Origin of the sequence: Amycolatopsis taiwanensis DSM 45107 (assembly GCF_000519205.1) — a bacterium.
Lineage (GTDB): Bacteria > Actinomycetota > Actinomycetes > Mycobacteriales > Pseudonocardiaceae > Amycolatopsis_E > Amycolatopsis_E taiwanensis.
Genome location: NZ_JAFB01000004.1, coordinates 300,643 through 326,639 on the forward strand (window position 1 = coordinate 300,643; position 25,997 = coordinate 326,639).

Below are 25,997 nucleotides of genomic sequence, written 5' to 3' on the forward strand. Positions count from 1 at the left end.
CGAGGCGGCGGGTGAACCCGTGAACACGGTGGGTACCGGAATCCGTTCGCGGGTCACTCACCAGCGGCAACGTAGGCGGTCCCGCGAGGCGCCCCGGAGTCGACGGGGGGCGGGGATCACATCTCGAACTTGTACCCGAGCCCGCGCACGGTGACCAGATGCCGCGGCGAGCCCGGGTCCGGTTCGATCTTGGAACGCAGCCGTTTCACGTGCACGTCCAGCGTCTTGGTGTCCCCCACGTAGTCCGCGCCCCATACCCGGTCGATCAACTGGCCGCGGGTGAGCACCCGGCCGACGTTGCGGAGCAGGTACTCCAGCAGGTCGAACTCCTTGAGCGGCAAGGAGACCTCCTCGCCGTTGACCGTCACCACGTGCCGCTCGACGTCCATGCGCACCGGGCCGGCGCTCAGCGCCAGCGGAGCAACGTCGGCCTCCGGCCCGGTCTCGCCGCCCCGGCGCAGCACCGCGCGAATCCGCGCGATCAGCTCGCGGGCCGAGTAGGGCTTGGTGACGTAGTCGTCCGCCCCCAGCTCCAGGCCCACCACCTTGTCGATCTCGCTGTCCCGCGCCGTCACCATGATCACCGGCACGGCGGAGCGCTGGCGCAACTGTTTGCACACGTCCGTGCCGCTCATGCCGGGCAGCATCAGGTCGAGCAGCACGATGTCGGCGCCGTTGCGGTCGAACTCCTCCAGCGCCTGCTGTCCGGTAGCGGCGACCGCGGCCGTGAACCCCTCCTTTCGGAGCAGGAAGGCCAGCGGGTCGGCGAAAGACTCCTCATCCTCGACGATGAGCACCCTCGTCACGGTCTTCCTCCCTGTTCTTGCGTGGTCGCCACGAACCGAACGGCCCGGTCGGGGTTCTGCTCCTGCGGTGGTTCCGGACTGGACTCGGGAGCCTCAGGCGCTTCGTACGCCGGGATGCGCAGGGTGAACGTGGAGCCGATGCCGGGGCGACTCCACAACAGCACCTCGCCCCCGTGGTTGGCGGCGACATGTTTGACGATGGCCAACCCCAGCCCGGTGCCCCCGGTGGCGCGGGAACGTGCCTTGTCCGCGCGGTAGAAGCGCTCGAACACCCGGTCCTGTTCATCTTCGGCGATGCCGATGCCACGGTCGGTTACGGCGATCTCGACCATGCCCTCGTCGAGGCGCCGGCTGATGGTCACCGGGCTGCGCGCGGGCGAATAGGCCACGGCGTTTTCCAGCAGGTTGGACAGCGCGGTCACCAGCAGCGTGCGGTCGCCCTCGATGAGCAGGCCGCTGGGGCGGTCGATGGTGACCTCGATGTCGGCGGACTCAGCCGACAACCTGGTCCGGCTGAGCGCCTCGCGGACCACGGCGTCCACGTCGACCACGGTCAGGTCGGGCAGGCGTTCCGCGCCCTGCAACCGCGACAGGGCGATCAGCTCGGTGACCAGCGTGCCCAGCCGGGTCGATTCGTGGAGGATCTTGCCACCGAACCGGCGCACCTCTTCGACGTCTTCGGCGGCGTCCAGCACGGCCTCGGTGAGCAGCGCGATCGCGCCGACCGGCGTCTTGAGCTCATGGCTGACGTTGGCCACGAAGTCACGGCGGACCGCCTCCAGGCGAGCGGCCTCGGAATGGTCGACGGCCTCGATCACGGTGAACCCGTCACCGAGCGGGCGGACCTCGCCGACGACGGCCTCGGGCTGGCGTCCGCGCGCCTCGAGCGGGGAGAGGTCGACCTCCATCGGCTCGCCGGTTTCCACGACCTGCTCGGCGGCCTTGATGGCGCGCGGGTCGGCGCGGTCGTCGACGACCAGGCCCAGCGATTCCGCGCGACGGTTGTGCAACACCATGTCGCCGAAGCGGTTCAGGACGAGCAGCCCGTTGTTCGATGATCGCACCAGGCGAAGGAGCAGCTCGGCCACGGTCGGACCGGTGGGCCGCCGCTCCGCGGCCGGGCGCCGGAATGCGATGAAGAAACCGCCGACCGCGCCGACCAGCAGTGCGCCGACGGCCAGTGCGAGTGAAGCAGGCACGCTCACGGCTGAATCGTAAGCATGTGAACGAGCCTTTGGCCTAGTCCCGGTGGGCAGGTCGTGATGGGGGTGACACTCCGGCCAAGCAGTGTTTAAGCCCTGTTCACGCTGTGTCAGCCCGAGCGTGACCGTTCCCTGATCAACCCCGCTTAAGGGCCCCCGCCGGTCCGGTTCGGACGTCAGAGCCGGGTGGCGGTGGCCAACCAGGCGGGGACGTCGATCAGCGCGCCGTCGTCGACGCCGAACACCTCGGCGTGCTCGCCACGCGCGACACCGCGATAGGTCGTCGGCCGGATCTCCGCCAACCGCCAGCCCTCGACCGCGAAGGCGTCGCGGATCACGGCGTCCGGGATGCGCGGACCGAAGCCGGGTTCCGCGTCGGAGAGCGCCAGGACGTGCACGGTCGCCCCCGGCCGGCACACGCCGTGCAGGCTGCGGACGTACTTCGCCCGCTCCTCCGGGCCGAACACGTGGAACAGCGCGCTGTCCACGACGGTGTCGAACGGCCCTCCGGTCAGCCGCAGTGCGTCGGCGAACTCGAAGCGGGCGTCGACGTTCTGCTCGGCGGCATTGGCCCGGGCCCGTTCGATCGCCGGGCGCGAGAAGTCCACGCCCAGCACGTCGTAGCCCAGCCTGGTCAGCAGGATCGTGTGCTCACCGGCACCACAGCCGGGGTCGAGCACGGCGCCACCGATGCCGCCGGCCTTCTCCAGCTCGACGATCGCCGGCTGCGGCTCACCGATCACCCATGGTGCGGTGTTCTCCTCGTAGGCGGAATCGAACACCGAACGACCCACCGAAATCTCCATGCCGAGCCCCTTCGTCAACGTCCGTGACCACGAACGAGACCAGCATGGACCTTCCACTTAACTGGAGGTCAACGCCCCGATGCGGGCATGCGGCGGTGCCGGTCTCGGCGGCCGCACGCCCGGCGGGTCAGCGGCCCTGGGCGGCGACCGCCGCGGCGGCCTCCTTGGCGGCGGCCGGGTCCAGGTAGGTGCCCCCGGGAGTGACCGGGGTCAGCTCGGGGGTGAGGTCGTAGCGCAGCGGAATCCCGGTGGGGATGTTCAGACCCGCGATCTCGTCGTCGGAGATGCCGTCCAGGTGCTTGACCAGCGCCCTCAGCGAGTTGCCGTGCGCGGCGATCAGCACCGTCCGGCCGGCTTGCAGGTCCGGCACGATCGCCGAATCCCAGTACGGCAACAGCCGCGCGACGACGTCCTTGAGGCATTCGGTCAGCGGGGCGGTGTCGCCGAGCGGGGCGTACCGCGGGTCGCTGTCCTGGCTGAACTCGCTGCCGCGCTCGATCGGCGGCGGTGGCACGTCGTAGGACCGGCGCCAGAGCATGAACTGCTCGTCGCCGAACTCGTCACGTACCTGCCTCTTGTTCTTGCCCTGCAGCGCGCCGTAGTGGCGCTCGTTGAGCCGCCAGTCACGGCGAACCGGGATCCAGTGCCGGTCCGCGACGTCGAGCGCGATGTTGGCGGTGGAGATCGCGCGCCGGAGCAACGAGGTGTGCACGACATCGGGCAGCAAGTCGGCCTCGGCGAGCAACTCGCCGCCTCGCCGCGCTTCGGCCTCGCCCTGTTCGGACAGCGGCACGTCGACCCAACCCGTGAACAGGTTTTCGGCGTTCCAGGTGCTCTGCCCGTGTCGCAGCAGCACCAAAGTCCCTAGTTCGGCCATGTCCTGAATCTAAACCGCGACGTGCGGCGCCTGGAGCCGAGGGTGGCGGTGGGTCAGGAGCCGGCCCGGCCGGCACGCTCGGGAGTCGCGAGCACACACAGTGTGTTACTTCGAGTCACAGCATCACTCGACGGTTAAACGCTTCGCCAATAAGCCCAGGTCACGGACATCTCGACTGCAATCAGTAAATCCGGCCCGCAAAGTTCACTCGAATGGAGTAACCAGTAGTCTTGTGATTACTAGAGGAAATCTGACAAGTTGGCAACGTCCCGCGAAGCTGGAACCACGCACTCCCCAGCGATCGCGGGGTACGACCGCAGCTCGTCTCCCCCCTGCCGAGCTGCGGCCCCGCCGGCCCCGTTGGCACTCCCCCTCGCCACCGGGTCCACACAGCGGCGGGAGCGTCAGCGGGGCGGCCTGGGTTCGCGACTCCCCCTCCCTCAGGCCGCTCCGCCTCGCCCCCTGTTCGCGACTTCGTCGCTTCACGAGCGAGGCGGAGCTCATGACTTTGGGGCGCCGAGCCCCCAAACCCCCACGGTGCGAGCTCCTCGCCTTTGGCGGGCGCTGGGCACGTCTCGTCTGAACCAGCACAAGACCGGCCGTCTGAACCAACGTCGAGTGGTCGTCTGAACCAGGTGGAGTCAGCCGTCTGAGCCAGTACGTGATCGCCATCTGGGCCAGGGCCGGGTTTGCTCGTCTGAACCAGTGTGAGGTTGGGTGTGGACGTGCTGGCGCTGGTGTGGACCAGCACGTCCGCGTCGGGGGCGGTGTGGTTATGCGGCGGTGGGGGTTTCCGGTTTCGGCGTGGGGCGGGAACGGCGGCGGGCCAGCCAGAAGACGAGGGCGGCCAGGGGGACGCCGAGTATGGCGGCGAAGGGCAGCACGGCACCGAGCACGTTCAGGAACCCACGGCCGAAAGCGAGGAAGCCGTGCCAGCCCGCGGCCAGACCGGCGAGGAAACCGGACTCCGGCTCCTCCGCCGCCAGGGGCGGTGCGGCGGTGACCGTCAGGCTCACCGTGGACATCGCGACCTGACCGGCAAGTGCCTTCTGCCTGGACTCCAACGACTCCAGGTCGGACTCGCGAGTGGCCAGCTGCGACTCGATGGAAGCGATGTCCGAGATGCTGGTCGCGCGATCGAGCAGAGCGCGCAGCCGGTCCACGCTGCGCCGCGCGCTCTCCAGACGTGACTCGACGTCGACTACCTGGTCGGTCACGTCCTGGGCGGTCTGCTGGCTGCTCGTCACCTGGCCCAGTGCGGACAGCTGAGTGAGCGTGTTGTCCAGCTTGTCGCTAGGCACCAGCAGGCTCAGCGACGCCGACCTGGAATCCGTGTGTTCGGAGCCGGAATACCCGCCCGCGGCCACCGCGATCTGCCGGGCCTGGTCGGCGGCCGCACGCACGTCCGGCACGGTCGTGGTCAGCTGGGCGGTACGCGCGAGTTGACGGTCCTGTCCCGGAATCGGCACCGCGGCGGTGGCGCCCGGCGCGGCGAGGGCGCCCGGCGCGCCGGCGTTCGGTTTGGCCTGGGGCTGGGCCGGCTGCACGGCGGCCCGTCCGGGGCCCGCCGCGTCGGACTCGGTCGAACGCGAAGTGGTGGTGCATCCCGCGGCCAGTGCGAGGACGGCAACCATCGCCAGTAGATATCTCACCTTCGTCTCCCTCCAGTAACGGGGGAAAGACGGGCGAGGAGTTCAGCCAGGTTGCACGACGAAAGATCGTTCCTCGCCGGCGAACGCGCTCACCGTTCGGTCAGCGAACCGGGCTCGTGTGGTGTGCTCGGCTCGACCAGATGCCGGAACGCCTGGAGGTTGGCCAGGGACTCGCCACGGGAAACCCGCCAGTCCCATTCCCGCCGGATCGAGGAGGCGAACCCGATTTCCAGCAGCGGGTTGAAGTCGTTGTCGGCGGCCTCCAGCACCTGGCCGAGAATCTTGTCCAGCTCGACATCGGTGATCGTGTCCAGACCCAGCCGGCCGACCAGGTAGACATCCCCGAGAGCATCCACGGTGTAGTGGACGCCGTAGAGCTTCGCGTTGCGACGCAACAGGAAATGGTAGAAACGCTCGTGCTCCTCGTCGGGGCGACGGCAGACGAACGCCTCGACCGCGAAGGCGTGCTCGCCGATGATCAGCCAGCAGTTGGTCTGCAACTTCTTGGTGCCCGGAAGCGTGACGAAGTACCGGCCCTCCGCCTTCTTCTGGTATTCCAGGCCGGCCTTGTCCAAAGCGGACTCGATCACCCCGGCCAGACTCATGCTCGTTCCTCCGCGAGTTCGAGCGCGACGGTGTCCTGTGGGGGCTCAGCCCCCACACCCCGACTGGGGGCAAGCCCCCAGACCCCCTTGACCGTGCCGACGGGGCGCGCGTGCTGGTCACCTTGATTGCCGCGACTTGACATCGGCCGACTCATGCCGGCACCTCCGAGCGCAGCGCGGAGAACGAGTTCGAAGCCGCGACATAGGTGGACAGCAGGGCGTCGGTGGTGCGGCTCCAGGAGAACTGGCGCGCGTGCCGGACGGCGTTCGCGGCGAACTCGGCACGCCGGTCCGGGCTCAGCGCGACGCTCGCCAGCGCCGTGGCCCACGCCCGCGCATCATGCGAGGGCACGAGCAGGCCCGATTCGCCGTGCGCCACGGCCACCGGCAGCCCACCGACCTCGGCCGCGACCACCGGCGTTCCGCACGCCTGCGCCTCCAGCGCCACCAGCCCGAACGACTCGTTGTAGCTGGGCACCGCCACCACGTCCGCGGCCCGGTAGACCTCGGCGAGCCGCTCACCCGACTGCGGCGGCAGGAACCGGGTCTGCCGCTCGATCCCCAGCGAACCGGCCAGGTCGCGCAACATGCCAGGACCCGTCTGAAGCCCGCTGCCGGACGGCCCGCCGACCACCAGCACCACCAGCCGGTCCCGCAACTCCGGCCGCTGTTCGAGCAGCCGCGCGGCCGCGTACAGCAGCACATCGGGCGCCTTCAACGGCTGGATGCGGCCGGCGAACGCGAGCACCACGGCGTCGCGCGGCAGCCCGAGCCTGTGCCGCGCGGCCGACCGAGAACCCGGGCGGAAGCGGTCCAGGTCGACGCCGGGCGCCACGGTGTGCACCGCGCGCGGGTTCGCCCCGTACAGGCGGATCAGCTGCCCCGCCTCGACCTGCGTGTTGGCGACCAGGCAGTCCGCCTCCGAAACGACCTGCTCCTCGCCGATCACCCGGCTGCGGGGCTCGGGCTTGTCCCCGTCGGCCAATGCCGCGTTCTTGACCTTCGCCAGGGTGTGCGCGGTGTGCACCAGCGGGACGCCCCAGCGGTCCCGGGCCAGCCAGCCGACCTGTCCGGAGAGCCAGTAGTGCGAGTGGATGAGGCCGTAGTACCCGGGCTCGTGGAACGCCTCCGCGCGCAGGACACCGGAAGTGAACGCGCACAGCTGCGCGGGCAGCTCCTCGCGGCTCAGCGGCTCGAACGGGCCGGCCTGCACGTGCCGAACCAGCACCCCGGGCACGAGCTCGGTGACCGGTGGCTGCTCCGACGACGTGGCCCGCGTGAACACCTCCACGCTGATGCCCCGGTTCGCCATCTCCACCGCGGTGTGCGTGATGTACACGTTCATCCCACCCGCGTCACCCGTGCCGGGTTGTTCGAGCGGTGATGTGTGCACGGATAGCACGGCCACCCTGCGCGGCCAGATGGAGGTGATCGGTCGGGAACCGCGCAGCGAGTTCGTCACTGAAGTTCACTCCCAGGTTGTCGCCATCCGCTGAGGAGGTCTGGGGGCTTGCCCCAGGCGGGGCCTGGGGGTGCACCCCCAGGCAACACTGACCCCAACGCGCACGGGCCCCCGGAATCTTCCCAAGCGGCTCCCCGGCCGCCCCATCTGGGCAGAGCATCACTGCTTGATGGCGGACTTCGCCTTCCACGCCGGCCAGTCGACGAGCCAGTCCATCACGTCCGAGGTGGTCACCGGGCCCAGCCTCGATCCGCTGACCTCGACCGGATCACCGATCAACGCCGAATCGAAGTAGTCCTTGGCGTCGGCCTCGAGCAGGTTCACGCAACCGTGCGAGTTGTTGACCCGCCCGATCGCGGCGGCGTTGTCCTGGTTTTCGTGGATGAACTCGCCGTGGTTGGAGAACCGGCAGGCCCACTTCTTGTTGACGTTCGTGTAGCCGTACCGGGCGTTGTCGAAAATCGCGTGCGGCTCCCGCGTCATGATGATGTAGGTGCCGTTGGGTGTGTTGCGGTCCACGTCGGAATCGAGGCCGTTGCTGCACGGGTAGCTCTTGTACTTGGCCCCGTTGCGGTAGACGTTCATCACATGGTCCGGCGTGTGGATCTTCACGACCTGGTTCCGCCCGATGGTGAACTTCGTGGTGACGTCCGCCTTCGGGTAGGCACCGCCGCCGAGGTCGATGCCGTACAGGTTGGCTTCGACGCTGACCTCGGTGCCCGCCGGCCAGTAGTCCTTCGGCCGGAAGTCCACCTGCTGACCGGACAGCCAGCCCCAGGAGCCCTCGACGTTCGTGGACGTGTTGATCTTGAGGGCCTTCTCGACCTCGGCCCTATTGGTGACTGCGGCGGTGAACTTGACGCTCACCGGCATCGCGACGCCGACCTTCGCGTTGTCGACGGGATTGAGCGTGACCCGGACCTCCTGGGCCGGCTTGAGCGTGGCGAAGGTGCCGGTCAGCTGGACGTTCTTGCGGTCGGAACCGGTGGCGGCGGCGGTGAAGGTGTAGGTCCGGTCGTAGCCGAGCACCTCCGAACTGGTCCACACCGTGCGATCGGCGTTGAACTCGCCCTCCACCGCCTTGCCGTCGACGTTGGTGAGCTTGACGTCGGTCAACGCGCCCGCCGTGACCTTGATCGTCACTGGTTGGCGGACCGGTACGTTCTGGGCGTTCGCCGCGGGTTCCGCGGTGATTTTCGCCACCGGCTGCGCCTGGAGTTCTGGTACCGCAGGCCCGCCCTTGCTGCTTGTACAGGCCGCGGCCAGCATCACCGCCCCCGAAGCCAGCGCCGCCTTGAACACCATCCGTCTGTCGATCACGACATACCTCCGCCCCGGGGAGTCCCCCTCCACTGCGACCATGTGCGCATGACCAACCGAACCGCAGTGATCACCGGGGCGAGCGCGGGAATCGGCGAGGCCACCGCTCGCGCGCTGGCCGCATCCGGGTTCCACGTGGTGCTCGGCGCCCGGCGCCTCGACCGGCTGGAACAGCTGGCCGCCGATTTGTCCGGTATCGCACACTTCCTGGACGTCACGGACCCCGCATCGGTTGCCGAGTTTGCCCAGCGAATTCCAGAATGCCATGTCCTCGTCAACAACGCCGGTGGCGCGCGTGGCCTCGAACGGGTAGCGGACGCCGACGAGGGGCACTGGCGCTGGATGTGGGAGGTCAACGTGCTGGGCACCCTGCGGATGACGAAGGCGCTGCTGCCGAAACTGATCGAATCGGGCGATGGGCACGTGATCACTGTCACATCCATCGCGGCCCACGATGTGTACGACGGGGGCTCGGGCTACACGTCGGCCAAGCATGCGCAGTCGGCGCTGCACCGCACCCTGCGCTCGGAGCTCCTCGGGGATCCAGTGCGGATCACCGAGATCATGCCCGGCCTGGTGGAGACCGATTTCTCCGCCAACCGCTTCGACGGCGACACCGAACGCGCGGCCGCCGTCTACCAGGGGCTGACCCCGCTGACCGCCCAGGACGTGGCCGAGGTGATCAACTTCGCCGCCACCCGCCCGTCACACGTGAACCTCGACACCATCGTCATGAAGCCGCGCGACCAGTACAGCGGCTCACGCGCCCACCGCGTTTAGAGCTGTTTGAACCGGCTTGAACCCGCGGCGGCGCAAGCTGCGTGCCTCACCGCAACCGGCTCCGCCGCTTATGAAAGGCAAACCAGTGCCCCGATCACAGGGCGCAGTTGATCAGCAGCGGCTCGGGGACGAGGGAGACACCGAAGCGGGCGTGGACGCCGTCGCGGATTTCGCGGGCGAGCGCGAGCAGGTCGGCCGTGGTCGCCGAGCCACGGTTGGTCAGGGCGAGGGTGTGCTTGGCCGACAGCGAAACCCGGCCGCCCGGGCCGGAATAGCCCTTGGGGAACCCGGCGTGCTGGATGAGCCAGGCCGCGGACAGCTTCACCCCGCCGTTGGCCGGGTAGCGCGGCGCGTCCGCGGGCATCCGGTCGACGGTTTCGGGCGTGACGATCGGGTTGGTGAAGAACGACCCGGCGCTCCACGTGTCGTGGTCGCGCGGATCGAGCACCATGCCCTTGCCACGACGCAACTCCAGCACCGCTTCGCGGGCCACTGCGGCCGGCACCCGCTCGCCCGGTTCGACGCCGAGCTTGCGCGCCAGTTCGGCGTAACGGATCGGTGCCGACAGACCGTCCTCGTGCAAGGCGAACCGCACGTTCAATACGATCCTGTCGTCGCTGCCCTTGAGCACGCTCGTCCGGTAGGCGAAGCCGAGTTCGTCCGCGGTCATCGTCCGGACCTCACCCGCTGCCCGGTCGAAACACTCGATCGAGGTCAACAGGTCCGCCACTTCGCAGCCATACGCGCCGACGTTCTGGATCGGCGTCGCTCCCACCGAGCCGGGAATGCCCGACAGGCACTCGAGGCCGCCGAACCCGGCGTCCACCATCCCCGCGACGAACTCGTCCCAGTTCTGGCCCGCGGCCACGCATACTTCCGAGCCGTCGATCCGCCAGCCCCGGGTGGCGACCTTGATCACGGTGCCCGCGAACCCCTCGTCCGCCACCACGAGGTTCGAGCCGCCCCCGAGCAGCAGGACTTCTCCGCCGGCCGCGCGAACCGCGGAAACCAGCTCGGACGTGGTCTCGGCGACGACGAACTCACGCGCGGGCCCGCCAAGGCGCAGGGTGGTGTGCTCGGCCAGGACGGTCCGGGTTTCGACACGGGTCACGGGCACAAACGGTAAAGCAAGAGCGCCTCGCCGCTCGCCGCGAGGCGTCGGTGTTCCCCGGATGGGTAGCCATGGGCGGCCAAGTAGGGTCGAGCGCATGGCTTTCCCCATCGAGCACCGGGCGGAGTTCACCCAGAGCCTCGCCGAGGTGTTCACGGCACTGTCCGACCGCGAGGCGCTGCAGACAAGGCTCGACGCGATCGGCGGCATCAACGCGCGGGTGGCCACCTATTCCCACGAGGGCGACCAGTGGAGTTTCCTGCTCCGGCAGGGCGTCGGGGCCGACAAGCTGCCCTCGTTCGTGCGCGCGCTGCACAGCGGCGACATCGTCGTCGAACGCGAGCAGACCTGGGCCAGGACAGGTGAGAAGTACACCGGCACGGAGAAAGCCACCGTCGGCCCGATACCAGGCGACATCACCGCCCGCAGCGAACTGTTCGTCGAGGGTGACGTGACGGTGCTGCGTATCGACGGCGAGGTGAAGATCCGCATCCCGCTGGTCGGCGGCCGCTTCGAGGGATTCGTGGCCGGCGAGGTCACCAAGCTGCTCCAGCGGGAAACCGAGTTCACCGCCCAGTGGCTCGCGGCCAGGTAGCCGCGGGCCGGAGCGGGGCCGTGGGATCCCCGACCCGCGGCACCACCAACCCCAACCGGCTGCGCCGGGTCGACCGCTGGCTGACCACCGGCGGCCCGGTGCCGGCGCTACTGCGGAGGACTGCCGATCCGCTCGTGGTGGACCTGGGGTACGGCGCTTCCCCCGTGACCACGATCGAACTGTGCCACCGGCTTCGCCGGATCCAGCCGGGAGTCCGGGTCCTCGGGCTGGAACTCGACCCCGACCGCGTGGCCGCCGCCCTGCCGTTGGCCGAGCGGCCCGGGCTGGACTTCCGGCTGGGCGGCTTCGAACTCGCCGGGACCCGGCCGGTCGTGGTCCGCGCGTTCAACGTGCTGCGCCAGTATCCCGAGGACGAGGTGCCGCACGCGTGGAAGCTCGTGCTCGACCGGCTTGCCCCGGGTGGCCTCCTGGTCGAGGGCACCTGCGACGAGATCGGCCGGCTCAGCTCGTGGATCACCCTGAGCACGGACGGGCCGATGAGCCTCACCTTGTCCTACCACCTGAAAACCCTCGACCGACCGTCCACTGTGGCCGAACGGCTACCGAAGGCACTCATCCACCGGAACGTGCCCGGTGAGCCAGTGCACCGGCTACTGTCCACGTTGGACCGCTGCTGGGCGGCGGCCGCGCCGCACCAGACGTTCGGCGTGCGGTTCCGGTGGCTGGAGACGGTCCGCCTGCTCGTCGCCGACGGCTGGCCGGTGCTGGACGGACCACGCCGCTGGCGGCTCGGCGAGCTGACGCTCCCCTGGCACACCGTCGCCCCGAACTAGCCAGAGATTTACAACCGTTGAGGCTTGGCCGTTGTCAGGCTTCGGGGAAGACGACTTCGGCGTTCGTCCCCTCGGCGAGGAGAAAGTACCCGAGGAAGGTCACACCGTTTTCCTGCGCGTCGAAGCGTGCGATGCGCACGGCTTCGGGCTCGTAGAACACGTCGCCGGGGTTCAGCACGGTCTCGGGTTCGCCCTCGATCTGGTAGACCACCGAGCCCGTCTCGATGCTGCCGAAGACCGGCCCGTTGTGAATGTGCAGCCCCGCGGCATACCCGGGCGCGATGGTGATCCGCCGGATCTCGACGCGCTGGGTGGCCAGCGGCTCCGGCAGTTCCTGGTCCAGGACGATCACGCGACTGAGCGGCGGCACCTGCTCGGTCGCTTCTCCGGTTTCGCTGCTGCGGGATATGGCCATGCTGCTTCCTTCGACTCGCGCGGTGTTCACTGATCAGCTGGCGGCATAAGTAGCCCTGTGTCAAGCCGCGGCTCCCAGGCCGGCCGGAGAGCGCGCCGCCGACAGGCCCCGCCACTCATAACGCGTATACGCTCACGACGTGCAGCACGAACGGTTCGTGGCGGAGATCCGGAACCAGTGCGCCGCCCTGCGCTCGGCGGCGATCGCGGCTGGGCCGGACGCCCAGGTTCCCACCTGTCCGGGATGGACGGTGCACCGGCTGGTCGCGCACCTCGCCCGCGTGCAGTCCTGGGCACGGGCGGCGCTGCGTGACCCCACCGGGAAGGACGTCCGGGCCGGCCGGCGCCCGGAGGACTGGGACGAGCTGCTGGTCTGGTGGGACGAGCAGCTGTCCGGCATGATCGACGGCCTCGCCGATCCGGCGTCACCGGCCTGGCTGCCGTGGCGGGGAGTGCCCAGGAACGCCGGTTCGTGGGCGCGGCGTCAGGCCCACGAAGCCGCGATCCACCGGCTCGACGCCGAGCACGCCCGCGCGGGCAACGACGACCCCGACACGGTGGCGGCCCTGGTGTTCGACCCGGAATTCGCCGCCGACGGGATCGAAGAGCTGGCCGGCTGGTTACTGCCGAGCCGGGCCACGGCGAACACCTCGACCTGCTCCGGATCGGTTTTCCTGCACGCGGCCGACGCCGGCCGCTCGTGGACGTTGCGAATCGAACCCGGGGTCGCGCCGACCTTCTCGGCCGGCGGGCTCGAGGGTGACCTGACCATCGCGGGCACCGCGGATTCGGTATACCGGCGACTCTGGGGCCGGCCCAGCCATGCCACGGTCACCGGTGACACGACTTTGCTGGAGCCGTTGGCCGCCCCGTAGGCGAGGCGCCACCACCGAGAATGCCCTAGATGCCGGCAAGGAAGGCGCGAACCGCGGTGGCTACGCCATCGGGGTCGCCGGCCAGGAGAAAGTGGTCGCCGTTCAGCTCGGCCGACACGGTGCCGGGGCGGCGCTCGACCATGGCGCGGACCTGTTCGGCCGGGACGACGCCGTTGGTGCCGTGGACGATCAGAGCGGGACAGGTGCTGGCGGTCCAGTCGGCCCAGTGATCGCCGTGGACTTGCTCTTCCGAGTCGTACATGTCCTTGGGGTGGAAGGGCAGTCGCCAGCTACCGTCGGGGTTTTCGCGTAGCCGGTCGGCGAAATACGGCGCAGCCGGGCCCAGGCTCGCGACGAGCGCGTCGCGGGTGGGTGCCTCGTAGGTGAGGTTGAGCAGGAAGGCCAGCGGGTGCGACCCCTCCAGACCGAACCTCACTGGACCTTCGATGTCGATGAAAGCGCTTACCCGCTCGGGGTGACGGGCGGCGAACTGGTAGGCGTTGATGGCGCCGAGTGAGTGGCCGAGCAGCACCACGCGGTCCAGTCCCAGGCGGTCCAGGAGTGCCTCGAGGTCGGCCAGGTATCCCTCTCGCGAATAGTCGGCGGCGCGGTCGGACTCGCCCTGGCCGCGCTGGTCCGGGGCGATCACTCGCCACTCGGGGCCGAGTGCGTCGGCAAGCCGGGCGAACGTCGCGCCCTCCGAGAGGTGTCCGTGCAGTGCGACCAGCGGGCGGCCGGTGCCGCCGAAGTCCAGGTAGGAAAGCCGGCGGCCGTCGATGGTCAGCTCGGCGCGGGTAGCGGTGGGGCTCATGGTCGTGTCGTTCATCGCGGGATCTCCTTGCGTGGTTGCGATGGCACGACCATAGCAAGGGTTTGGGCGCTTGAACAAGGCGCTCGCCTAATTCATTTGCCTAGCGCGCTTGTTCCACCGTCGGATAGCATCTGGCCATGGGAAACAGAGAAGACCTGCTCGCCGGCGCACGCCGCTGTCTGGAGGAGAAGGGCTGGGCGCGGACCACCATCCGCGACATCACTGCCGCGTCGGGCGGCGTCAGCATGGCCGCCATCGGCTACCACTTCGGGTCCCGCGAGGCACTGCTGACCGCCGCACTGATCGAGACGATCGACGAGCAGGGAGACCAGACCGGCCGGACCCTCGCCGAATTCGGGACGGGCCAGGACTCACCCGCCAAGCGGTACGAAGCGATGTGGGACAAGATGATCGAGTCGTTCTCCACCCATCGCAAGTTGTGGCTGGCCTCGATCGAAGCTCTGGTCCAGGCCGAGCACTCCGGCGAACTGCGCCGCTACCTCTCCGAAGGCCAGGCCCAGGGACGACGGGGACTCGCCGCGATCCTGTCCGGCGTCGACGAAGACACCATCGACGACACCACCGCACGCACGCTCGGCACCGTCCAGATGGCCCTGCTCACCGGCCTGATGACGCAGTGCCTCACCAACCCCGATCAGCCCCCCACCGGCACCGACGTCGCCGCCGGCCTACGCGCCCTGGCCGACATCATCGACCCCGGCTAGCTCGGCCTGCCCGCGCTAGCCGAAGACGAGCCAGACGATCGCGATGAGCGCGGTGTAGAGGCCGATCGCGGTCCAGATCAGCTTCGTGCGGCGACGCTCCGGCCAGTCCACGAACCGCAACAGCCAGGCCAGCGCGGGCACGACCAGGATCGCGTGCATGGTCACCGCGTGCACAGGCTTCAGCGCGCCCGCGGTGGTGTAGGCCAGTTGCGGGTCGCCGCCGCGGGCGAGGCGAACCCCGTCCGCGATCATGACGGCGCCGACCACGAGCGCGCCCATCAGCACCACCAGCCCGAATCGCAGGGCCAGCAGCAGGCTCGGGGCCAGCCCGCTCGTCGCCCGCATCGCGGCCACCGTGAACCCGAGCACGGTCGCGATGATCACCGCGCCACCGGCCGCGAGCATCATCGACACCGTGGAGTCGAAGCCGGTCTCGAAGTTGAAATGGGACGGCACCCCGCGCCACACCTGCATGGTGATCAGCGCGACCTCGACCACGCTGACCGCGGTGAACGCGCCGAGCAGGACATTGCGGGTTCGGGGCCGCAGGCGCAGAAACGAGGTCGCCCAAGTCAGCGTCGCGAGCGTGAGCCCGAACGACAGCCCGAAGGTCATCGCCTTGCGGTAGGACAGCGGCCCTTCCCAGGTCGTGCCCGAGACGACCAGCACGCCGAAATGGACCAGACCGCTGACGAACAGGACTGCGGCGACCGAATACGCGAGGCGTTCGACGGGACGCCCGTGCGTCCACTTCCGTTCGAGCGAGGTACGGGCCTCGGTGATCGTTGCCATGATACGAATCCTGGACCGCCAGCGACACGAAATCGTCGGCCTGGCTTCGTCTCTTGGCGCTACGCCCAGTGACGTATCTCGACCACGGCAAGCCACTCGGGAACGCAACTCGCGTGTCCGAAGGTCAGAGGCGCACGAGCATCTTGCCGGTGTTGCGGCCGGCAAGCAGGTCGAGGAACGCCTGCGGCGCGTTCGCCAGCCCCTCGACGATGGTCTCCTCGTACCGCAACTTGCCCGACTTGACCAGCGGCGCGACTTCGGCCACGAACTGTTCCCGAAGGTCGGAGTGATCGCCGACCAGGAAACCGCGGATGGTCAGCCGCTGGGCCAGCACCTGGAACATGTTGCGCGGCCCCGGAGGCGGTTCCGTCGCGCTGTACTGCGAGATCAGCCCGCAGATGGCGATCCGCCCGTGCAGGTTCGCCGCGCCGATCGCCGCCTCCAGGTGCTCACCGCCGACGTTGTCGAAGTAGACGTCGATGCCGTCGGGCGCGGCGGCCGCGAGCTGTTCGGCCACGGGCCCGTCCTTGTAGTTGAACGCCGCGTCGAAGCCGAGGTTGTCGAGCAGGTGGCGGACCTTCGCGGCGGACCCGGCGCTGCCGATCACCCGCTTGGCGCCCTTCAGCCTGGCGAGCTGGCCCACGACCGATCCGACCGCCCCGGCCGCGCCGGAGACGAAGACGACGTCCCCCGGTTTGAACTCGGCAATCCGCAGCAACCCGGCGTAGGCGGTGAGACCGGGCATGCCCAGCACACCGAGGTATGTGGTGAGCGGAGCGGCGTCGGGGTCCAGCTTGGCCGCCTGAGCGGCGGGCAGGACCGCATGCGAGCGCCAACCACGGCTGTGCAGCACCACGTCCCCGGGCTTGAAGCGCTCCGTGTTGGCCACGAGGACCTCGCCGATCGCGCCCCCGTCCATGACCTTGCCGACCTCGTAGGGTGCGGTATAGGACTTGCGGTCGCTCATCCGTCCGCGCATGTACGGGTCGACGCTCATCACCAGGTTGCGGACCAGCATCTCGCCCGGACCGGGATCCGGCAGCTCGGTGTCCACAGTGGAAAAATTGGCCAGGGTCGGCACGCCATGTGGGCGGGAGGCAAGGTGGATCTCGGTCGCGGTGATCGGTGTGGTCATGATGACCTCTCCAGGTCGGTCGGCGAAGCGCGGATGATCACGGCAACCGCGGAACCGGCACGGTTATTTCCGAAGGTTTCCGTCACCACCGGTGTCGCGCCGCGGAACTAGGCGTGAGCGGCTTGGTCGAGTTTGGTGAGCACCCCGTCGTAGATCCGCTTGAGTCCGAGTGGCGCGAACATCTTCTCGAAGAACCCCCCGACGCCGCCGGCCCCTTCCCAGGCGGTCTCGATGCGCACCATGGTGCCCGCGCCGGCGGGCCGGACCGTCCACTTCGTGACCATGCTGGAGTTCGCGTCGGATTCGACCAGTGTGCCGGGTTCGGGCTGGGTCACCGTGGCCGCCACGTCACGCACCCGCTTCGAGGTGGCCTGCAGCTTCCACTTCGCCCTGGTGCCCGCCCCGGTGCCGCCCTCGACGACCTGGTAATCCCGGTAGTGCTCGGTCAGGATCTTCGGCCGGGTTTCGGCGTAGTCGGCGACGAGCGCCCGCACCTTCTCCACGGGCGCGTCGATCGCGCGTTCAGCCTGAGCGTGAACCTTTGCCATGACCGCGACTCTACGACAGTGACCGTCATCCAAGAGTCTGTGTTCGTGCTTCGGCGCTCCGACGGGGCATCGAGAGCCATCTTGTCAAGACCCTAGCCCCGCTATCTGGGTATGAGTGACCCGTTACTCCCGAAAATCGGTACGAGCTCCTCACTCATGAAGGCGCTGGTGACGGAGGACAGACCTTGATCGCCGCGGCCTGACTGGTCGGTCCGTCAGGAGAGTCCCTGCTGCGACAGCCAGTCCTTGGCGACATCGGCGACCGCGTCACCGTCGGCGTCCACCCGCTTGTTCAGCTCACGGAGCTGGTCGGTGGTCAGTTTGGCACTGACCGCGTTCACCACGCTGGAGAAATCGGGTCCTCGCTCGTCGAGCACCTTCTTGTTCACCGCGGGCACTACGTTCTCGGTCGCCACGATGCTGAGGTCGTCCTGCAACGCGGTGTAGGCCGGGTCCGCGGTGGGCGGGCTGACCGAGTCGACCGGGATCACGGTGACCGCGCCGGAATTCAGTTGCTGCAGGCGCGGGCCCGCTTCCTGAATGCTCTGGAACGTCACGTTCAGGTGGTAGGTGTCGCGGAATCCGACGAAGCAGTTCGCGCGCGTGCCGCATTCCGGAGGACCGCCGAGCACGACATTGTCCAGCTTCTTCAAATCGCTGATTTTGGTCAGGCCCTGCGCCTTGGCCAGGTCGGTCTTCACGATGTAGGTGTTCTTGTTCTCCGCCGGTGCGTAATCGAGCAGCGCGACGCCCGAAGGCGCGAACAGCTCGGCGAGCTTGGCATGCTCGGACACCGCGTCCTTCGGGGCCTGCTCGTTGAATCCGCTGCTGATCGCCGCACCCTGGTACTCCGGGATGAACTGCAACTCGCCGGACTGCAGCGGGCCATAGACCAGCTCACGAGAGCCGATGTTGAACTTGCGGGTGACCGGATAGCCCTTGGCCTCCAGCGCCTGCGCATACACCTCGGCGAGGATCTGGCTGTCGGTGAAGTTGAACGACGCCACCACGATGGGCGCCCCGCCCTTGCTCGCGGCGGCCGGTTGTCCACCGTCCCCGCCGCAGGCCGTCAGGCCAAGTACCGCGGCCGCGAGGACCGCTCCAACCCGGAAACTCCGTGCCCAGCGCATCCGCTTTCCCTCCTGATCGACCGACCCGAAGACCATATAGGCAGCCACCGACAGAAACCACGAAATGGGAGGGTTTGGTGTTATTCAACCCACAGTTTCGTTCAAAACGTGTTCGGATACGCAGGTCGAGACGCGTTTCGGTGCCTATGCTGATCCGATGTTCGAGCACGAGCACGTGCTGGCCGCATCGACCCGGCCACTGTTCGAGTGGCGCTGGGTCGAGCGCAACGCGACGGCCATCGTCCACCGGCTCGGCGAGCACCTTTCGCTGACCGCCACCGCGCTGGCCCTCGGGCTGGCCGTGTCGGTCCTGCTGGCCATGCTGTCCCTGCGCTGGCGATGGTTCTACGGCATCGCGCTCGCCGGAGCCGGCGCGCTCTACGTCATCCCCAGTCTCGGCGCGTTCGCACTGCTGGTCCCGTTCTTCGGGCTGTCGTTCACCACCGCGGTCGTCCCGCTGGCGACGTACACGCTGCTGATCCTGCTGCGCAACATCGTCACCGGAATCCAGCAGGTGCCGGCCGAGGTGCGTGAGGCGGCGATCGGCATGGGATTCACCCGGCTGAGGCTGTTGTGGCAGGTCGAGCTGCCGCTCGCGCTGCCCGTTGTGATCGCCGGGCTGCGCGTCGCGGCGGTCACCACGATCGGGTTGGTGACGGTCACCTCGATGCTCGGCCTCGGCGGGCTCGGGTTCTTCATCCGGCAAGGCATCCAGACGACCACGCCCAACCCGACCGCGATCATCGTCGGCATCGGGTTGTCCATCGTGCTGGCGGTGGTGGTCGACCTGCTGCTGTGGCTCTCCGAACGGGCGCTCGCGCCATGGGCGAGGAAGGCACGCGCATGAACGTCTGGGCACAGACCTGGCAGTGGCTCACCCAGCCGAACCGGTGGAGCTGGACCGACCCCGCCGGCATTCCCTACCGCACCCTCGAGCATCTGGGCTTTTCCGTGCTGTCCCTGGCCCTGGCCGCGCTGCTGACGATCCCGCTGGCGCTGTGGCTCGCGCACTACCGCAAGGGCGGGTTCGTGGCCAACGCGGTGGTGAACATCGGCCGCGCGGTCCCCAGCTTCGGATTGATCATCCTGTTCTGGTTCCTGGCGGCTCGCTGGGAGGTCAACACGTCGTTCTGGCCACTGCTCATCGCGCTCGTCGCGCTCGCGCTGCCGCCACTGTTCTCGAACACGTACGCGGGCGTGATCTCGGCGGAGGAGGACGTCGTCGACGCCGCCCGGGGCACCGGGTACACCGAGCGAGGAATCATGGTGCACGTCGAGCTGCCGCTGGCGCTGCCGGTGATCCTGGCCGGGGCGCGGGTCGCGTTCCTCCAGGTGGTGGCGACGGTGGCGATCGGCGCGATCGTCAACAACGGCGGCGGGCTCGGTCGCTACATCGTGGACGGGTTCGCCGAGGGCGCCGGCGGTTACGGCGAGATCCTCGGCGGCGGCGTCGCGGTGATCGTGCTGGCCCTGCTGTGTGAAGGCGCGTTCGGCCTGATCAGCCGGTATGCCGTGCCAAAGGGCCTGGCCGCCGAGGCGGCGAGCAGGTCACGCCTGCCCTAGGTCGCTCAACATCCGTGTTCCGTCCGAGGCAACCGCGCCCCTGGAAACAAACCCTGTCCTGAAGTCCTCACCCAATCGGCTTGGCGAGGTCCTCGATCACCTCGGCGCCGGGCAGCGAGGCCAGCCGTTGCCCGGTCACCAGCAGTTTGCTCGCCCGCAGCCCGCTGCCGATGACCAGTTCGGGCGACTCGGCGACGGCCTGGTCGACGAGGATCGGCCAGCCGGCAGGGAGGCCGATCGGGGTGATCCCGCCGTAGGCCATGCCGGTCAGTTCGACGGCCTCTGACATGGGTGCGAACGACGCCTTGCGCACGTCCAGGCGGCGCCGGATGACGTTGTTGACGTCCGCCCGGGTGGTCGCGAGCACGAGTGCGGCGGCATAGCGAACCTCACCACCGCGCTTGCCCGAGACGACCACACAGTTCGCGGAGGCGGACAGTGGCGACGAATACTGCTCGCAGAAGGCGGCCGTGTCGGCAAGGTCCGGATCGATCCGCACCACCCCGACGTCCGGATCACCCAGCGTGGCCAGGGCTTTCGCCACGGGTTCGGCGAGCAGGCCGACCTGCTCGGCCGCCGGTTCGGCGGTCAGTGTTCCAGCGATGGTCCAGTTGCGCATGCCGCGAGACTAGAGGATTTCGAAGCGGCGGAGCCGCTTGCCGTGGGCCGACGGCTTGCACCGCCACGCAAGCCGCGTCAAACGGTCTCTGGCTGGCGCTTCACCAGTTCCTGCCACCTCGTTGCACTTCGATCAGCTTCGGCCGGACATCCACGATGTACACCAGCACGGCCACGATCCCGGCGAGCCAGAACAGGGTGCCGGCGCCACCGAAGCGGAACAGGCCCATCGCCGCCGTCCCCGCGCCCGTGATCCCCAGCCAGATCGGCTTCGTCTTGCGATCCGCCGCGGTGAACGCGTCCGCCCGCTGCGTCAGTGCATGGATGAAAGCGAAGACACCAGCCAGAGCCCCGGCCCAACTGATGACCAGCATGATCCACGCTGCGATTAACGGCACGACTACAGCTTACGTCCCTTCCGGCCCGCACGGTCCGCCACCAGAATGCCACGAAGAGCCCGTTCGGGACAGACGTCCCGAACGGGCCCCTTTCGCCAAGCCTACTTCGACGAACGGCCGGACGGCTTCCGCGTGGCCGACGCACGCTTGGTCGCGGCGGCCGAGCGGGTCTTCGGCGCGGACTTCGCGGGCGGTGCCGTGGGGGTGGTCTCCTCGACCTTGTGGGCCAGCGTCTCGCTCGCCTTGGCGACCTTCTCACCACCGGCGCGTGACTTCTTGGAGATGGTGCCCAGCATGCCCTCGACACGCTCCCGTGCCTCGGCGCTCACCTCGCCGACCCGGTCCTGCGCGGTGTGCAGCACCTCCTCGACCTGCTTGAGCACGTCCTTCACGCGCGGCTCGGAACGGAACCTGTCCCACGCCTCCTCGCCGGTCTCGGCCAGCTTGCTGTACAGCTCGAACGCGGCGGCCGTGTAGTTGTCGATGACCTTGCGCAGTTCCGCCGGCTCGAACTTCTCGCGGATGGTGGTCACCTCGGTGGGCAACTCCTCGAGGTTCTTGCGTGCGGCCTCGCCGGTCTCGGTGACTCGTTCCTTGGCCCTGGCCATCGCGTCGGCGACGGCCTGGGTGGCCAGGTTGCCCGCGCCGAGAGCGGCCAGCAGCGGGGTGCGGAACTGCTCGGCGGCGGTGTTGACGGCCTTGCGCATTTCCTCGGTCCTGTCGGCCCTGTTGTTCTTGTTGGTCATGGTCATCACTCCTGGGCTGGAGATGGCTGGTCGCCGTTTCCGGCGGTGTTCTCGCGGCGGAAGGACTCGTACACGTCCAGCAGGATCTGCTTCTGCCGCTCGGTGAGCTCGGTGGCCGCGCGGATCGCGTCGGGCACCGGGCCTCCGGTGGGCAAATCCAGGATCCCGGCCTGTACATACAGCGCCTCCGCGGAGATCCGCAGTCCCTTGGCGATCTGCTGCAGGATCTCCGCGCTGGGTTTGCGGACCCCGCGCTCGATCTGACTCAGGTACGGATTGGACACTCCGGCGAGCTTCGCCAGCTGCCGCAACGAGATCTTCGCGTTGTTGCGTTGCTGGCGGATGTACTCGCCGATGTCGGAAGCGAGGTGCCCAACCTTCTCCATCGGTCCGGATTGGTTGTTCTCGGCGGCCACCGTTGTTCATCTCCTTCCGGCACCACCCACGCTACGCGTCACTGCTAGCTGTTGCAAGCACTCTGCACGCACCGAACGGGTGAGATCTGGGTTACTCCGCGACGCTGACCTTTTCCCGCCGGGCGGACCAGGCACGAACCACGGCGAAGCCCAGACCCAGGAGCGCGACCGCCACCAGATAACCCTCGACCAGCTCGCCTGCCCCGCCGCTCACCGGAGGCAGCACCAGCGCGAACACCACGCTGGCCACGACGATCACCCGCCGCGCCCGACGGGTCGTCGCGGCGGCGGAGAACGGCACGATCGCCCACAGCAGGTACCAGGGCTGCACGACCGGGCCGGTGAGCAGCATCGCCGCGAAGAGCCGGCCGAGAGTGGCCAGCGGGTGCCGGCCGTCCCGGAATGCCTTCCACGACAGGAAAATCACGACGACCGCGCCGGCCAGTGCGCCGATGCGGATACCCACCGCGATCGCGGTCGAGGTCGCCTCGCCGCCGGTGAACGCGCCGACCAGAAAGCCGAGCTGGTTGGTCGGTGCCATCCAGCTGTGCACCTGGGTCCCCCCGCCCAGCGTGCCGAGCCAGCCGAGCCCGAGACCGCTGACCGCGGCGATCGCGACCGAGAGCGCGGCGAAACCGGTGAACAGACCCACCAGTACCAGCAGTGCTCGGCCGATCGTGGGGCCATGCCTTCGCGCCAGTTCGATACCCAGGCAGAGCAACGCGACCGCAGCCACGATCTTGATGTTGGCCGCGATCGTCAGCAGCACCACACCAGCAACGACACGGCCCGGCCGGGACGGCTGGTGGAGCGCGATCTCCATGCCCGCGAGCACCAGCCCCAGCATGAGTCCTTCGTTGTGCACGCCGGCCACGACATGCCAGAGCACCAGGGGGTTGAGCAGTCCCAGCCACAGCGCGGTCGTTTCCGGCACCCCGGTCCGGCGTGCCAGGCGAGGCAGCGCCCAGGCGATCAACACGACACCGGCGATCTCGACGAGCCGGTTCAAGAGCACCGTCGCCACCTGGTTCTCGCCCACCAGTACGGCGATGGTCCGGGAGACCGTGACCGCGACCGGGCCGTACGGCGCGGGAGTGTTCTGCCAGTACGGGCTGACCGCCTGGGTCACCGGCGAATCGGCGCCGAGCGCCGCCAACGGGCCGAGCCGGTACGGATCGAGCCCGTCGGCGGCGATCACCCCCTGCGCGAGATAGCTGTGGACGTCACCGCTGAACAGTGGGCGCGCGACCAACAAGGGCAGACACCACGCCGCCATGGTCCAATACAGACGGTGGACGGAGAACTCGGTTCTCCGCCGCCCCAGCCCGAGCCAGGCCAGCACGACCACACCCATGCCGGTCAGCCCCAACGCCAACATCAGCCGGGTCGGGCGCGCTATGGACGTTGCGAGCACGAGCACCAGCACGCCCGCGAAACCCGCACACGGGAAAGCGAATTGCGCGCCGGGAAACGAAACCCGAAGCCGGCGGACGGCGGTAGCACTCACCACGCCCAAATTACTCCGCCCGCAACGCCTCCAGTCTGGTCACCGACTTCAGGATGGGCAGCGCGGCCGCGGTGACCACCAGCACCAGCGCCAGCGCCACGCCCGCGATGACCGCCACGAACGACCCATTCACCTGGAAGGACGAGGAATACCCGGTCAGCCTGGTGATCAGCGCGCCGATCCCGAGCCCGCCGGCCACCGCCGCGAGCACACCAATGAGCATCGGCACGGCGTTCTGCCACAGCAACGATCGTCCCAGCACGCGCCGGGATACGCCGCCCGCACTCAACGCGGCCAGTGGCCGGCGTCGCTCGGCGAGTTGCCCGACGGTCATCACCAGCAGGCTCACCCCGGCCAGTGACATGGTGAGCACAGCTCCGCCAGAGAGCAGGTTCACGAACGCCGAGGTGGGGTTTTCGCCGGCGATCTCTTGGGCACGAACCGAGGCCCGCCACTGCAAGGGCGCCATAGCGACGTAAAGCCCTTGTGCCGCAGCAGGATTGTTCGGGTCGAGGTGAACATCCACCATCGCGCTCAGCGCCGAAAGGTCGATGTTTCCGGCCGCGCCCAGGGTCACGAGGACATCGTCCGAATGCCGTCCAGCGCTGGTCGCGTTCCGCGCGGTGGCCGGCACCGTGAACTGGGTTGTTCCCGGTTGCGACTCGTAGGCCCGCGTGAGGCTGAACGTCTCACCCGGCCGCGCTTCGCCGACGAGAAAGGTGTCCCCGTCCGTGCAACCCGACAGCTGGTAGCTCTGTTCGAACAACTCGCAGGGCGCGATCAGCACCGAATACGTCTGCCCCGCGTTGTTCCTGAGAAAGCCGCGGTATTCGAGATACGCGGATTCGATACCGGGCTGCGTGCGGACCCGGGCGAGCGCGTCCGCCCCGTTCGTGTCGTCGAGATAGACCGAAGCCGTCGACGAATAGTCCTGCTGGGTAGCCTTGGCCGCGTCGGCCTGCACCGAGGCGATCGAGGTTTGCAGCGCGATCACCCCGGCGAGCGCCACGGTGATCCCGGCGACCACCCGGCTCGGCGTGCCGCTGTCCAGTTGCAGCCGCCGGATCGCCAGCTGCCACGCCGGCGAGCCGCCGCGCAGTCGCGACACGGCCACCTCGGTCAGCCACGGCATCAGGGTCGGTACCCCGATCAGGAGGAGTCCGCTTCCGCCGAGCAGGAACGGCAGCTTCGCACCCGCGTTACCCTCGACGCCGAAAGCCTTGTCGGGCAACAGAAGCACGACTCCGAGCAACACGATCAGCAGCCGCCACCAGCCGCGCCGCCGGGCCGTCTTCGCGACGCGCACCACACCAAGCGGCTCGACGACCAGCCGCCGCATGCCCAGCCAGGCCGAGCCGACAGTGAGCAAGGGCAGGAGCACGAACACCGCCACCACCACCAGTTGCCAGGCCGGCACGAAATCCCCGGGGAACACGGTGATCCCCGCAAGATCGACACCGGCCGCGAACGGCCGGATCACCAGGAAGGCGACGAGCCCGAGCAACCCCCCGGTCACCGCGCCGACCAGCGACTCCGCGGCGCCGATCCGGCGAACCTGCCGGGCACTCGCCCCCGCCAGCCGAAGCGCGGACAGGCGGCGTTCCCGTTCAGCGCCGGCGATCCGGCTCGCGCTCGCGACGAACACCAGGAGCGGCACCAGCAGCACGAGGACGGCGAGCACACCGAGGAACACCACCATGCCTGGCAACTGGTCCACGGACATCGGGGTACCGAAGCGGGTCACCCCGGTGCCGCTGTGCGAGTTCCGCAAGCCGGTGGTGCCGGCGTAGGCCCACAGCTCGTCGGGGCCGGTAAGCCCCTCGGGCGCGATCGTGCCGACCACCCGCTGGTCGAACCGGGCACGCAGGCCCGGGTCCGCGGCCAGGCGCGCCGCGAACGCAGGCGAAACGACCATGGCCCCTGGTGCCGGAATCGCTTGCACGCCAGGCGGAACCGGCGCGTCCGGAGCAACCGGCTCGAGGTAGTCGACCTGGACCAGTTCCCCGCCATAGACCGAGGTCTGTTCGTTTTCGTAAAGCGGGGCCGTGGCGGCGGTGGAATACTGCGGCTTGCGTGCCGCGTCGCGGGCAGCCTGATGCGAAAGCGCCGTCGCCGCGGTTGCAAGCAGCAACAACATGGCGGTGGCCAGGCCGATCCCGATGGTGGTCAGGCTCAGGCGCAGCAACGAACTTCGCACGGTCCGGCCGCCCCCGACGGCCAGCCGGACCCCGAGCGCAATATCGGTGGGCCAGCTCATGCTTTCCTCTCCACGAGTTTGCGCGCGACCGCGATCGGGTCGGCCTGAGAGC

28 protein-coding genes are annotated in these 25,997 nt (G+C 68.8%); 7 read left to right on the forward strand and 21 right to left on the reverse strand.

Annotation, left to right across the window (positions count from 1 at the left end):
* Positions 1–116: 116 nt before the first annotated feature.
* From A3CU_RS0103910 to A3CU_RS0103945, 8 genes are all read right to left on the reverse strand, one after another.
* A complete protein-coding gene (locus A3CU_RS0103910) occupies positions 117–806 on the reverse strand; it encodes a response regulator transcription factor (RefSeq protein ID WP_027941159.1) in 690 nt (229 codons plus the stop codon).
* On the reverse strand, positions 803–1,969 hold the full coding sequence (locus tag A3CU_RS0103915; RefSeq protein ID WP_156960233.1) for a sensor histidine kinase: 1,167 nt from the start codon (positions 1,967–1,969) through the stop codon (positions 803–805). Before A3CU_RS0103915 ends, A3CU_RS0103910 begins: the two co-directional genes overlap by 4 nt.
* Before the next feature lie 215 nt (positions 1,970–2,184).
* Complete coding sequence (locus A3CU_RS0103920; RefSeq protein WP_027941161.1) at positions 2,185–2,814, reverse strand: class I SAM-dependent methyltransferase; 630 nt, start codon at positions 2,812–2,814, stop codon at positions 2,185–2,187.
* A gap of 127 nt (positions 2,815–2,941) precedes the next feature.
* Positions 2,942–3,691, reverse strand: a complete 750-nt coding sequence (locus tag A3CU_RS0103925; RefSeq protein ID WP_027941162.1) for a phosphoglyceromutase — start codon at positions 3,689–3,691, stop codon at positions 2,942–2,944.
* A 773-nt stretch (positions 3,692–4,464) separates the two neighbouring features.
* A complete protein-coding gene (locus A3CU_RS0103930; RefSeq protein ID WP_245616865.1) occupies positions 4,465–5,343 on the reverse strand; it encodes a DUF4349 domain-containing protein in 879 nt (292 codons plus the stop codon).
* 89 nt (positions 5,344–5,432) lie between these two features.
* On the reverse strand, positions 5,433–5,948 hold the full coding sequence (locus A3CU_RS0103935) for a type III secretion system chaperone family protein (RefSeq protein WP_027941164.1): 516 nt from the start codon (positions 5,946–5,948) through the stop codon (positions 5,433–5,435).
* Between the two features lie 151 nt (positions 5,949–6,099).
* Positions 6,100–7,398 carry a D-inositol-3-phosphate glycosyltransferase gene (mshA, locus tag A3CU_RS0103940; RefSeq protein ID WP_211246343.1) on the reverse strand — a complete coding sequence of 433 codons (1,299 nt, stop codon included), beginning with the start codon at positions 7,396–7,398 and terminating at the stop codon, positions 6,100–6,102.
* Between the two features lie 171 nt (positions 7,399–7,569).
* Positions 7,570–8,730, reverse strand: coding sequence for a L,D-transpeptidase (locus A3CU_RS0103945; protein WP_027941166.1), 1,161 nt, complete (start codon positions 8,728–8,730; stop codon positions 7,570–7,572).
* 48 nt (positions 8,731–8,778) lie between these two features.
* On the opposite strand from A3CU_RS0103945, the gene A3CU_RS0103950 reads away from it, so the two are divergent.
* Complete coding sequence (locus A3CU_RS0103950) at positions 8,779–9,510, forward strand: SDR family oxidoreductase (RefSeq protein ID WP_027941167.1); 732 nt, start codon at positions 8,779–8,781, stop codon at positions 9,508–9,510.
* Positions 9,511–9,604: 94 nt separating this feature from the next.
* Here the strand turns inward: A3CU_RS0103950 and A3CU_RS0103955 are convergent, their stop codons facing one another.
* Positions 9,605–10,621 carry a UDP-N-acetylmuramate dehydrogenase gene (locus tag A3CU_RS0103955; protein WP_027941168.1) on the reverse strand — a complete coding sequence of 339 codons (1,017 nt, stop codon included), beginning with the start codon at positions 10,619–10,621 and terminating at the stop codon, positions 9,605–9,607.
* Positions 10,622–10,718: 97 nt separating this feature from the next.
* On the opposite strand from A3CU_RS0103955, the gene A3CU_RS0103960 reads away from it, so the two are divergent.
* Positions 10,719–11,216 carry a DUF2505 domain-containing protein gene (locus A3CU_RS0103960; RefSeq protein ID WP_027941169.1) on the forward strand — a complete coding sequence of 166 codons (498 nt, stop codon included), beginning with the start codon at positions 10,719–10,721 and terminating at the stop codon, positions 11,214–11,216.
* Positions 11,217–11,236: 20 nt separating this feature from the next.
* Positions 11,237–12,010 carry a class I SAM-dependent methyltransferase gene (locus A3CU_RS0103965; protein ID WP_027941170.1) on the forward strand — a complete coding sequence of 258 codons (774 nt, stop codon included), beginning with the start codon at positions 11,237–11,239 and terminating at the stop codon, positions 12,008–12,010.
* Between the two features lie 34 nt (positions 12,011–12,044).
* On the opposite strand, the gene A3CU_RS43355 is transcribed toward A3CU_RS0103965, so the two are convergent.
* Positions 12,045–12,425 carry a cupin domain-containing protein gene (locus A3CU_RS43355; RefSeq protein WP_156960216.1) on the reverse strand — a complete coding sequence of 127 codons (381 nt, stop codon included), beginning with the start codon at positions 12,423–12,425 and terminating at the stop codon, positions 12,045–12,047.
* A gap of 139 nt (positions 12,426–12,564) precedes the next feature.
* Here A3CU_RS43355 and A3CU_RS43360 point away from each other — a divergent pair, with 139 nt between their 5' ends.
* Positions 12,565–13,299 carry a maleylpyruvate isomerase family mycothiol-dependent enzyme gene (locus A3CU_RS43360; RefSeq protein ID WP_027941171.1) on the forward strand — a complete coding sequence of 245 codons (735 nt, stop codon included), beginning with the start codon at positions 12,565–12,567 and terminating at the stop codon, positions 13,297–13,299.
* Between the two features lie 25 nt (positions 13,300–13,324).
* Here A3CU_RS43360 and A3CU_RS0103980 read toward each other — a convergent pair whose 3' ends face one another.
* Positions 13,325–14,125, reverse strand: a complete 801-nt coding sequence (locus A3CU_RS0103980; protein WP_027941172.1) for an alpha/beta fold hydrolase — start codon at positions 14,123–14,125, stop codon at positions 13,325–13,327.
* A 122-nt stretch (positions 14,126–14,247) separates the two neighbouring features.
* On the opposite strand from A3CU_RS0103980, the gene A3CU_RS0103985 reads away from it, so the two are divergent.
* Positions 14,248–14,835 (forward strand): TetR/AcrR family transcriptional regulator, encoded by a 588-nt coding sequence (locus A3CU_RS0103985; protein WP_027941173.1) that lies wholly within the window; start codon positions 14,248–14,250, stop codon positions 14,833–14,835.
* A 15-nt stretch (positions 14,836–14,850) separates the two neighbouring features.
* Here A3CU_RS0103985 and A3CU_RS0103990 read toward each other — a convergent pair whose 3' ends face one another.
* The 4 genes from A3CU_RS0103990 to A3CU_RS0104005 all read right to left on the reverse strand — a co-directional run bounded on the left by A3CU_RS0103990 (position 14,851) and on the right by A3CU_RS0104005 (position 18,440).
* Complete coding sequence (locus A3CU_RS0103990) at positions 14,851–15,627, reverse strand: hypothetical protein (protein ID WP_245616866.1); 777 nt, start codon at positions 15,625–15,627, stop codon at positions 14,851–14,853.
* Between the two features lie 124 nt (positions 15,628–15,751).
* Positions 15,752–16,762 (reverse strand): NADP-dependent oxidoreductase, encoded by a 1,011-nt coding sequence (locus tag A3CU_RS0103995; protein WP_043840582.1) that lies wholly within the window; start codon positions 16,760–16,762, stop codon positions 15,752–15,754.
* A gap of 107 nt (positions 16,763–16,869) precedes the next feature.
* Positions 16,870–17,310 (reverse strand): SRPBCC family protein, encoded by a 441-nt coding sequence (locus A3CU_RS0104000; protein ID WP_027941176.1) that lies wholly within the window; start codon positions 17,308–17,310, stop codon positions 16,870–16,872.
* 215 nt (positions 17,311–17,525) lie between these two features.
* Positions 17,526–18,440, reverse strand: a complete 915-nt coding sequence (locus A3CU_RS0104005) for an ABC transporter substrate-binding protein (protein ID WP_027941177.1) — start codon at positions 18,438–18,440, stop codon at positions 17,526–17,528.
* 157 nt (positions 18,441–18,597) lie between these two features.
* Here A3CU_RS0104005 and A3CU_RS0104010 point away from each other — a divergent pair, with 157 nt between their 5' ends.
* Both A3CU_RS0104010 and A3CU_RS0104015 read left to right on the forward strand, forming a co-directional pair.
* Positions 18,598–19,287 (forward strand): ABC transporter permease, encoded by a 690-nt coding sequence (locus tag A3CU_RS0104010; RefSeq protein ID WP_027941178.1) that lies wholly within the window; start codon positions 18,598–18,600, stop codon positions 19,285–19,287.
* Positions 19,263–20,003, forward strand: coding sequence for an ABC transporter permease (locus A3CU_RS0104015; protein ID WP_043840583.1), 741 nt, complete (start codon positions 19,263–19,265; stop codon positions 20,001–20,003). Before A3CU_RS0104010 ends, A3CU_RS0104015 begins: the two co-directional genes overlap by 25 nt.
* Positions 20,004–20,070: 67 nt before the next feature.
* On the opposite strand, the gene A3CU_RS0104020 is transcribed toward A3CU_RS0104015, so the two are convergent.
* The 6 genes from A3CU_RS0104020 to A3CU_RS0104045 form a co-directional block, all read right to left on the reverse strand.
* Entirely contained in the window at positions 20,071–20,622 is a 552-nt protein-coding gene (locus tag A3CU_RS0104020) for a YbaK/EbsC family protein (RefSeq protein ID WP_027941180.1), read from the reverse strand.
* A gap of 100 nt (positions 20,623–20,722) precedes the next feature.
* Positions 20,723–21,019, reverse strand: a complete 297-nt coding sequence (locus A3CU_RS0104025) for a DUF2516 family protein (protein WP_027941181.1) — start codon at positions 21,017–21,019, stop codon at positions 20,723–20,725.
* 101 nt (positions 21,020–21,120) lie between these two features.
* Positions 21,121–21,771, reverse strand: a complete 651-nt coding sequence (locus A3CU_RS0104030; RefSeq protein ID WP_425388219.1) for a hypothetical protein — start codon at positions 21,769–21,771, stop codon at positions 21,121–21,123.
* Positions 21,771–22,151, reverse strand: coding sequence for a helix-turn-helix domain-containing protein (locus A3CU_RS0104035; protein ID WP_043840620.1), 381 nt, complete (start codon positions 22,149–22,151; stop codon positions 21,771–21,773). The genes A3CU_RS0104030 and A3CU_RS0104035 overlap by 1 nt, the downstream gene beginning before the upstream one ends.
* A 121-nt stretch (positions 22,152–22,272) precedes the next feature.
* Positions 22,273–23,688: a polyprenol phosphomannose-dependent alpha 1,6 mannosyltransferase MptB gene (gene mptB, locus A3CU_RS43365; protein ID WP_043840621.1), complete on the reverse strand. Its 1,416-nt coding sequence runs from the start codon at positions 23,686–23,688 to the stop codon at positions 22,273–22,275.
* Between the two features lie 10 nt (positions 23,689–23,698).
* Positions 23,699–25,945 (reverse strand): FtsX-like permease family protein, encoded by a 2,247-nt coding sequence (locus A3CU_RS0104045; protein ID WP_027941184.1) that lies wholly within the window; start codon positions 25,943–25,945, stop codon positions 23,699–23,701.
* Positions 25,946–25,997: the final 52 nt, after the last annotated feature.

Coding starts and splice junctions, on each gene's coding strand:
- A3CU_RS0103950 (WP_027941167.1), top strand. CDS start 8,779: ATGACCAACCGAACCGCAGTGATCACCGGGGCGAGCGCGGGAATCGGC.
- A3CU_RS0104030 (WP_425388219.1), bottom strand. CDS start 21,771: ATGACCATGACCAACAAGAACAACAGGGCCGACAGGACCGAGGAAATG.
- A3CU_RS0103990 (WP_245616866.1), bottom strand. CDS start 15,627: ATGGCAACGATCACCGAGGCCCGTACCTCGCTCGAACGGAAGTGGACG.
- A3CU_RS0103935 (WP_027941164.1), bottom strand. CDS start 5,948: ATGAGTCTGGCCGGGGTGATCGAGTCCGCTTTGGACAAGGCCGGCCTG.
- A3CU_RS0104010 (WP_027941178.1), top strand. CDS start 18,598: ATGTTCGAGCACGAGCACGTGCTGGCCGCATCGACCCGGCCACTGTTC.
- A3CU_RS0103980 (WP_027941172.1), bottom strand. CDS start 14,125: ATGAACGACACGACCATGAGCCCCACCGCTACCCGCGCCGAGCTGACC.
- A3CU_RS0103985 (WP_027941173.1), top strand. CDS start 14,248: ATGGGAAACAGAGAAGACCTGCTCGCCGGCGCACGCCGCTGTCTGGAG.
- A3CU_RS0104035 (WP_043840620.1), bottom strand. CDS start 22,151: ATGGAGAAGGTTGGGCACCTCGCTTCCGACATCGGCGAGTACATCCGC.
- A3CU_RS0104015 (WP_043840583.1), top strand. CDS start 19,263: ATGGGCGAGGAAGGCACGCGCATGAACGTCTGGGCACAGACCTGGCAG.
- A3CU_RS0103995 (WP_043840582.1), bottom strand. CDS start 16,762: ATGACCACACCGATCACCGCGACCGAGATCCACCTTGCCTCCCGCCCA.
- A3CU_RS0104020 (WP_027941180.1), bottom strand. CDS start 20,622: ATGCGCAACTGGACCATCGCTGGAACACTGACCGCCGAACCGGCGGCC.
- A3CU_RS0104000 (WP_027941176.1), bottom strand. CDS start 17,310: ATGGCAAAGGTTCACGCTCAGGCTGAACGCGCGATCGACGCGCCCGTG.
- A3CU_RS0103925 (WP_027941162.1), bottom strand. CDS start 3,691: ATGGCCGAACTAGGGACTTTGGTGCTGCTGCGACACGGGCAGAGCACC.
- A3CU_RS0103920 (WP_027941161.1), bottom strand. CDS start 2,814: ATGGAGATTTCGGTGGGTCGTTCGGTGTTCGATTCCGCCTACGAGGAG.
- A3CU_RS0104005 (WP_027941177.1), bottom strand. CDS start 18,440: ATGCGCTGGGCACGGAGTTTCCGGGTTGGAGCGGTCCTCGCGGCCGCG.
- A3CU_RS0104045 (WP_027941184.1), bottom strand. CDS start 25,945: ATGAGCTGGCCCACCGATATTGCGCTCGGGGTCCGGCTGGCCGTCGGG.
- A3CU_RS43355 (WP_156960216.1), bottom strand. CDS start 12,425: ATGGCCATATCCCGCAGCAGCGAAACCGGAGAAGCGACCGAGCAGGTG.
- A3CU_RS0103960 (WP_027941169.1), top strand. CDS start 10,719: ATGGCTTTCCCCATCGAGCACCGGGCGGAGTTCACCCAGAGCCTCGCC.